Raw genomic sequence first — 7,428 nt, forward strand, 5'->3', positions numbered from 1 at the left:
GAGCGCGGTCATTCACTGGACTGTTCGAAGCCCTCAACGAAATCTGTGATCTCTACACACCTCAGGAATGCTGGAACTACTTTTGCGAGGCCGGGTATGCTTCTACATAAACTGGAAACGCTTTAGGGGCCATAAACCCAGGTTTATGCGCCCTAAACCAACCGCAGTCCGACCTGAATTTAAACCTCTGTGGAATGGTTCCTGCCGGGCAGAGCGGTTCAGTCTGGGTCGAGGCGGATGAAAACCCACCGCCAACGTGATCAAGAAAAGGAAAATCCTGATGACCCGCGTACTTCTGACCAGCACCGCAATCCTCCTGGGCCTTGCAGCGACCACCTATGCTTCCACCGAGACAGGTTCGGGCGAGCAGAACCAGAATTCCTACGAGCACGCCTATCAAAATCAAAACCAGAACCAGCATCAGAACCAGAACGAGCATGCCTATGCCTATGGCAAGTCCGATGATGCGGGTGAAGACGACCACGGCGAAGGCCATGGAGAGGGCCACGGCGAGGGCGGCGAAGGCCACGGTGAAGGTGGCGAGGGCCATGGCGGCGAAGGTCACGGTGGCGAGGGCCACGGTGGTGAGGGCCATGGTGGTGAAGGCCACGGCGGCGGTGGCGAAGGCCACGGTGGTGAAGGAAACGGTGGTGAAGGTCACGACTAACCCGACGCGCGTCCCTTAAGCGCACCCAAGGCGCCTGTGGAGCATCCGTCCCAACGCTCCATTTCCCCCCCGGCGCCTCACAAGGTTCAACCGCGGTATTTTCTGCCTGATACCGCGGTTGAGCTTTTCTGCCGATCAGTGGCATTGTCCCACAAGGCCCCTATCGAACCGTCCATTTTCACTCAAAGGAGGACACAGCCCATGCGCCGCCGGATCGCTCACGTCCTCTTTGTGCTTGTCATGTTGCTGGTCCAGCCGGGCGTTGCCTTGGCCGACCCCTTCACGGACAGAATTACCGATCAGCTGCGCCAGCAGGGCTATGGCGAGATCGTGGTGACGCGGACTTTCCTTGGCCGCTACAGGATCGTGGCCACAACCGACCGGACCGAGCGCGAGATCATTGTGAACCCCGGCACAGGTGAGATCCTGCGCGACTATATCGAAGACAAGGATGACGACAGTTCCAGCAGTGGCCTTTTCAGCCTGTTTGATCGCCTTGGTGGCGATGACGGAGGCGGCGACGGGGATGATGGCGGCGAAGAGGGGGATGACGGATCTGACGATGGCGGCAACGGCGATGGTCCCGGCGCGGGCGGCCACGGCGGTCATGGCGGCGACGGACAGGGTGGCGAAGGGCAGGGCGGCTCCGGTGAAGGTGGTGATGGTGAAGGCGGTGATGGCGAAGGCGGAGACGGTGATGACTGATCATGGGCCGGACGCGCCTGTGCTGACCAAACGCAGGGCAGCTGCATGAAAACGGGTTGGTTTCTTCCCGTGCTGGTACTGGTGCAAGGTCTTTGCGCCATGTTCTTCGTTTCCGATATCGCGCTTACGGTGCTGGGGCTGCGGTCCCGTCCGATCAGCTGGCAGACCCGCGAATTGCTGGAAATCGGCGCCGCGCTGGGGCTTGTGCTGGGGGTGGTGCTGGGCTGGATTGCCTACCGGCGCAGCCAGCAACGGGTGCGCGCGGTTGAGGAAAGCCTGCGCCTGATGCAATCCGCCTTCAAGGATCACCTGGAGGAACGGTTCTGCGCCTGGGGTCTGACCCCCGCCGAACGCGATGTGGCGCTGTTTTCCCTCAAAGGGCTCAGCCTTTCGGAAATCGCAGAGCTGCGCCAAACCTCGGACGGCACGGTCAAGGCGCAGAGCAATGCCATCTACCGCAAGGCCGGGGTCAGCGGGCGCACACAGCTGCTGAGCCTGTTCATCGAGGATCTGATGAGCGACGGTGACTAGTCAGGCACTGTGGGCCTTCAGAACCTCAAGCGGCACAATGTCCAGCGCCCGCTGGTGGGTGCCTTGCAGGTTCACCTGCGGCGCGCAGCCTTCGTCGGCGGCCTGCAGGAACCGGGCCGCGCACAGGCACCAGCAATCGCCGGGTTTCAGCCCCTTGAACTGGAATTCGGGCCGCGGCGTGCTGAGATCATTTCCGACGTATTTCGAATAGGCGAGGAACTCTGCCGTCATCACCGCGCAGACGGTGTGGCTGCCCTGATCCGCCGCGCAGGTGTTGCAGGCGCCATCGCGGAAAAAGCCGGTCATCGGATCGGTGGAGCAAGGCTCAAGCGCCTCTCCCAGAACATTGATGCTATCGTCTTTTTCCATGCGGGCATCCCTATAATGCGCGGGCGATCTGTCGAAACGTCTCGATATTAGCGCGGTTTACCCCCTTGTCGCGGAATTTTCTGTCTGCTGCCGTGCTGACGATCACCACGTCCCGGTCCTGGTCGATATAGATGTATTGGCCGTAGACACCTCGGGCGAGGAATTCGCCGTCATGGGCGCCGATGGGCACCCACCATTGATAGCCATATCCGATCTTGCCCTCCTTGGTCGGAGCAGAGGGGTGGGTCGAGGCGGCGATCCAGTCGGCAGGCACGATCTGCTGTCCGTTGTACCGGCCGTCCTGTTCTATCAACAGACCGAACCGGGCATAATCGCGGGTGGTGATATTGAGCCCGCCCAGCACAAAGGCCACGCCGTCGCCATCGGTCACGTAATAGGGTGCCTGTTCCAGCCCCAGCGGGGTGATGATCTTTTCCGACAGGAGGTCCGGAATGCTGCGTCCGGTGGCGCCACGGATCACCATGCCGATCACATGGGTGTCGATCGACACATACTGCCAGGTGCTGCCCGGGGCGGCGAAGCTGTCCTTCAGATCCGCCGCGAACTGGTCCAGCGCCCCGCCCAATGCGATCTCGCGGCCCATGCGGTTGATGTCGGAATCATAGTCCAGGTAATCCTCGTCAAAGGTGACGCCGCTGGCCATGTTGAGCACGTTGCGGATGCTGGCGCCGTCATAGGCGCTGCCTTTCAGCAGCGGCGCGTATGTGGTGACCGGATCGTCGAGCGAGGCAATCGCGCCTTCCTCCAGCAGGATCCCGAACAGCGCCGACAGATAGCTTTTTGCCACCGACCAGGAAATCCGCCGGTCTGTCTCAGCAGTGCCAAGGTGATAGCTTTCGTGGCGGATCTGCCCGTCCTTCAGCACCAGAAGCGAGGTCACGGCGCGGGCATCGATCCAGTCGCCCGCTCCGGCGGGCAGGGTCATCGCCTCCCCTGTGGCGAGGGGCACGACGGGTCCGTCGCCGCGCGGCACCGACCGGGTCAGAAAGGCGCCCTCCATGTTGGAGAAATTCGCAACGATCCTGTCTTCGGCAAACAGCGAATTCACCGCCCAAAGGCGCATGATCTCGTCCCGTTTCCACAGGCCTGCCGCGAGCAGGACAACGGCTGCAATGGCCAGGACGCGCCCGGTTATCCGCATGAGTTTGCGCATGTCTTTCCTCCCCTTTGCGGCCAGCCTAGCCGCCGAGGTGAGCCCGCGCAAAGCGGACGCAACGGAAAGCAGTCTACTTGAACTTGTCCACCAGACGCTCCAGCGGGGAGCGGTTGTCCTGTGTCTCGGGGGCTTTGTCTGCCTGCTTTTCCGCCTTGGCCTGCTTCTCCTGCCCCTTGGGCGAAGTGGAGCTGCGTGGCGGCGCGGTGCGCAGGGCAACCGCATTCATGAATTTGCCGCCGTCCCCTTTGGCCAGCGATGCTGCGCCGTCGGAAATGCCGCGCATTAGATCGTCGAGCCAGTTTTCGTCCGCCTTGGGGAAATCGCGTAGCACATAGCCCGCCACCGCGTCCTTGTGGCCGGGATGACCGATGCCCAGACGCACCCGGGCATAATCGGCGCCGATATGAGCATGGATCGAGCGCAGCCCGTTGTGGCCCGCGTGGCCGCCGCCCTGTTTGACGCGCGCCTTGCCGGGGGCCAGATCCAGTTCGTCATGCAGCACGGTGACATCCGCCGGGGTCAGCTTGTAAAACCGCATGGTTTCACCCACGGACTGGCCGGAATTGTTCATGAAGGTTTGCGGTTTCAGCAGCAGAACCTTTTCACCGCCCAGGGTGCCTTCGCAGATCTGCCCCTGGAATTTCGACTTCCAGGGGGAAAACCCGTGGTCCTCGGCGATCCGGTCCAGCGCCATGAAGCCGATATTGTGCCGGTTTCTTTCGTATTTGGCGCCGGGGTTTCCCAGTCCGACAAAGAGTTTCATGGGCTCTCTCGCTGTTTGCAGATCTCTGCCTGATACATGCCCGCTGCGCGCCGGGAAATCCAGTGCCGGGGCCCGTCGATGGTTTTCGGTGCGGCAAAAGAAAACGGAGCCCGAATGGGGCTCCGTTCCATGATCCTGCCAATGTGGCGTGGATCTTATTCTTCTGCGGCTTCTTCCGCTTCGCCTTCTTCCTCGTCGTCCGAGGCAGCCAGGCCAGCAGGTGCTGCGATGTTCGCGATCACGAAGTCACGGTCGATGGTCGGCTTGGTGCCGTTCGGCAGGTCAATCGACGAGATGGTGACGGTGTCACCGATCTGCAGCTCGGAGATATCCACGACGAGCTTCTCCGGAATATCGCCAGCGGTCACGACCAGTTCCACCTCGGGGCGGACGACGGACAGCATGCCGCCTTTTTTGATGCCGGGTGCAACCTCTTCACCAGTGAACTCAACCGGGATGAACAGGTTGATCTTGGTGGTGCGGCGCAGGCGCATCAGGTCAAAGTGAGTCGGCAAGTCTTTGACCACGTCACGCTGGACATCGCGGCAGATGACGCGGACGTCTTCCTGACCTTCAACTTTCAGGTTCCACAGGGTGGACTTGAAGCGACCGGCTTTCAGCTTTTTGAACAGCTCGTTAAAGGGGATCTGGATCGCAATGGGATCAACGTCACCACCAAAAACAACACCAGGAACCATGCCAGCGCGACGCGCTGCGCGAGCGGCGCCCTTGCCCGTCCCCGCACGTTCCTGGCAAACGAGATCAGGAATCTCTCCAGCCATTTTAATTCTCCAATATGTTAGGGCGGGATGCCTCCAAGGCTGTCACCCCGCGTGAAGCCGCGCGTATAGCGGAGAATCCCCGCAATGCAAAGCTTAAAAATCGCTGCCGGAGATCAGTCCTGCCAGCGCCCTTCGAACCCTTCGGGGACCAGCAGGTTATGACGGCCAAGATCCGCCACGTTGCGCTCGCCGCACAGGGCCATTGTGGTGTCCAGCTCTTTCTGGATGACTTCCAGAGCGGTGGTCACGCCCTTCTGCCCCATGGCGCCCAGACCATAGACAAAGGCACGGCCGATCATGGTGCCCTTGGCCCCCAGCGCCAGCGCCTTCAACACGTCCTGACCCGAGCGGATACCACTGTCCAGATGCACTTCGACCTCGTCGCCGACAGCATCCATGATCTGCGGCAGCATCCGGATCGAGCTGAGCGCCCCGTCCAACTGGCGCCCGCCGTGGTTGGAGACAGTGATGGCATCGGCGCCGACCTTGGCGGCCATCTTGGCGTCCTCGGCGTCCAGGATCCCCTTCAGGATCACCTTGCCGCCCCACATTTCCTTCAGCTTTTCGATCTTGCCCCAGTCGAGCGAGGGGTCGAATTGCTCGGCCGTCCAGGCGCCCAACGAAGACGCGTCGGAAATGCCTTCGACGTGGCCGACGATATTGCCGAACTCGCGGCGCTTGGCGCCCAGCATTTCGATGCCCCAAGCCCATTTCGTCATCAGGTTGGCGATGGTCTTGGGTGTCAGTTTCGGCGGTGCGGAAAGACCGTTTTTCAGGTCCTTGTGGCGCTGCCCAAGGATCTGAAGGTCCAGCGTGATCACCAGCGCCGAACATTTGGCCGCCTTGGCACGTTCGATCAGGCGGCGCACGTAGTCCTCGTCTTTCATGGTATATAGCTGGAACCAGAAGGGTTTGGTGGTCGCCTCCGCCACGTCCTCGATCGAGTTGATCGACATGGTCGAGAGGGTAAAGGGCACACCAAAGGCCTCGGCGGCGCGGGCGGCTTTGATTTCACCATCGGCGTGTTGCATGCCGGTCAGGCCGACCGGCGCCAGTGCCACGGGCATGGCAACGTCCTGGCCGATCATCTGGCTGGCGGTGGAGCGGCCGGACATATCAACGGCCACGCGCTGGCGCAGGCGGATCTGTTCAAAATCCGAGGTGTTCTCGCGGAACGTCTGCTCGGTCCAGCTGCCGCTTTCGGCGTAGTCGTAAAACATCCGGGGAACGCGGCGTTCGTAGATGCGCTTCAGGTCGTTGATATTGGTGATAACAGGCACCGGTTCGTCCTCGCCCTAGTGGTGGTCAGGATTGTTTACCAATTTCACCCTGCTGGCGCAATGATGGCCTGCGCAAATTGTCTGTCGGTAAAATTTTACGGTATATTTATTGTAGAAAATCTATAGGTTTCAAAACAAGACGTCGAAATCTTGCAGGGTAGCCGTATTTCTGGCGCCATTTGAGGCCGGCTCAGGGCGGTGTCTGTATGGGTTTGGGCGATTATTGAAACGTACGAACCGATTGAGGCATGTCATTTCGACAGTGAACCGCAATTCCGAACCCAGGTTGCCCGCAACGGCAACAACTGCCGATCTGCGCCTTGCACTTGAGCAGGAACGGGCCGCTCGGCAGGAGGCCGAAGCGGGTAAGCTTGAACTGGAGATGATGCCAACCTGCGTGACTGAGGTATTTCATTCCCTCTGCCGCCAGTTCCGCCCCCGGGTCGAAGCAAAGGGCCTGTCCTTTACCAGCGTGCTGAGCGGGCTGATGGCCCGCAAAGAGGTCTGGGCTGAACTGGATCCGACGCGGCTTACTCAGGTTTTGGGCAATCTTCTGGCCAATGCGCTGAAGTTCACTTCCGAAGGAGCCGTAACCTTTACCGTTCACGCGCGGGAGGTAACAAACGGCTGCGTGGCGCTGGATTTCAGAATCCGCGATACCGGCAGTGGCATCCACGCGGCGCAGCACAAGAAACTGTTCAGTCCCTTTGCTCAGGCCGAGGTCAGCGTGAACCGGCTGCATGGCGGGACCGGGCTGGGTCTGGTGGTGGCGCAGCAGATCTGCCGGGAAATGGGCGGCGGGATCGATTTCACCAGTGCAGCCGGGGAGGGCAGCGAATTCCATGTCTCACTGGTGTTACAAAGCGCCGAACCCATTGCGGAGGATCCGGCGCAGGACGAACTGGACTGGAGCAATGAGGTGTTGCAGCGTCACCGCTGGCGGGTGCTGGCGGCTGAGGACAATCTGACCAATCAGCTGGTCCTGCGCCACCTGCTGAAGGAGTTCGATCTGGATCTGACCATTCTGCTGATCAGCCCCACCTGAGTGGTCCAATTTGATTGTTAGTGCATGACCGGCCTTCGGTCCATCTGGACGATGGTTTCGGGAGCCGGAGGGCGGTAGCCCAATGCGCTGTGTGGTCGTTTCGTGTTGT

9 protein-coding genes are annotated in these 7,428 nt (G+C 60.8%); 4 read left to right on the forward strand and 5 right to left on the reverse strand.

Features of this window, described 5'->3' with window-relative positions; all coding sequences use genetic code 11:
- Positions 1-280 precede the first annotated feature (280 nt).
- From AAFO90_RS23390 to AAFO90_RS23400, 3 genes are all read left to right on the forward strand, one after another.
- Entirely contained in the window at positions 281-667 is a 387-nt protein-coding gene (locus tag AAFO90_RS23390) for a hypothetical protein (RefSeq protein WP_347510975.1), read from the forward strand.
- A 201-nt stretch (positions 668-868) separates the two neighbouring features.
- Positions 869-1,372, forward strand: coding sequence for a hypothetical protein (locus AAFO90_RS23395; RefSeq protein ID WP_347510976.1), 504 nt, complete (start codon positions 869-871; stop codon positions 1,370-1,372).
- Between the two features lie 45 nt (positions 1,373-1,417).
- Positions 1,418-1,903, forward strand: coding sequence for a helix-turn-helix transcriptional regulator (locus tag AAFO90_RS23400; protein WP_347510977.1), 486 nt, complete (start codon positions 1,418-1,420; stop codon positions 1,901-1,903).
- On the opposite strand, the gene AAFO90_RS23405 is transcribed toward AAFO90_RS23400, so the two are convergent.
- The 5 genes from AAFO90_RS23405 to AAFO90_RS23425 all read right to left on the reverse strand — a co-directional run bounded on the left by AAFO90_RS23405 (position 1,904) and on the right by AAFO90_RS23425 (position 6,274).
- On the reverse strand, positions 1,904-2,272 hold the full coding sequence (locus AAFO90_RS23405; RefSeq protein WP_347510978.1) for a DUF2237 domain-containing protein: 369 nt from the start codon (positions 2,270-2,272) through the stop codon (positions 1,904-1,906).
- Between the two features lie 10 nt (positions 2,273-2,282).
- Positions 2,283-3,446, reverse strand: a complete 1,164-nt coding sequence (locus AAFO90_RS23410; RefSeq protein WP_347510979.1) for a serine hydrolase — start codon at positions 3,444-3,446, stop codon at positions 2,283-2,285.
- Between the two features lie 73 nt (positions 3,447-3,519).
- Complete coding sequence (gene pth, locus AAFO90_RS23415; RefSeq protein WP_347510980.1) at positions 3,520-4,212, reverse strand: aminoacyl-tRNA hydrolase; 693 nt, start codon at positions 4,210-4,212, stop codon at positions 3,520-3,522.
- Positions 4,213-4,367: 155 nt separating this feature from the next.
- Positions 4,368-4,994: a 50S ribosomal protein L25/general stress protein Ctc gene (locus tag AAFO90_RS23420; protein WP_347510981.1), complete on the reverse strand. Its 627-nt coding sequence runs from the start codon at positions 4,992-4,994 to the stop codon at positions 4,368-4,370.
- Between the two features lie 113 nt (positions 4,995-5,107).
- Complete coding sequence (locus AAFO90_RS23425) at positions 5,108-6,274, reverse strand: alpha-hydroxy acid oxidase (RefSeq protein WP_065272346.1); 1,167 nt, start codon at positions 6,272-6,274, stop codon at positions 5,108-5,110.
- A gap of 262 nt (positions 6,275-6,536) precedes the next feature.
- Between AAFO90_RS23425 and AAFO90_RS23430 the strand changes: the two genes are divergently transcribed.
- Positions 6,537-7,319, forward strand: coding sequence for an ATP-binding protein (locus AAFO90_RS23430; RefSeq protein ID WP_347510982.1), 783 nt, complete (start codon positions 6,537-6,539; stop codon positions 7,317-7,319).
- Positions 7,320-7,428 lie beyond the last annotated feature (109 nt).

The sequence above is a fragment of the Phaeobacter sp. CAU 1743 genome, assembly GCF_039839315.1.
In the GTDB taxonomy this organism is placed as follows: Bacteria; Pseudomonadota; Alphaproteobacteria; order Rhodobacterales; family Rhodobacteraceae; genus Phycobacter; species Phycobacter gallaeciensis_A.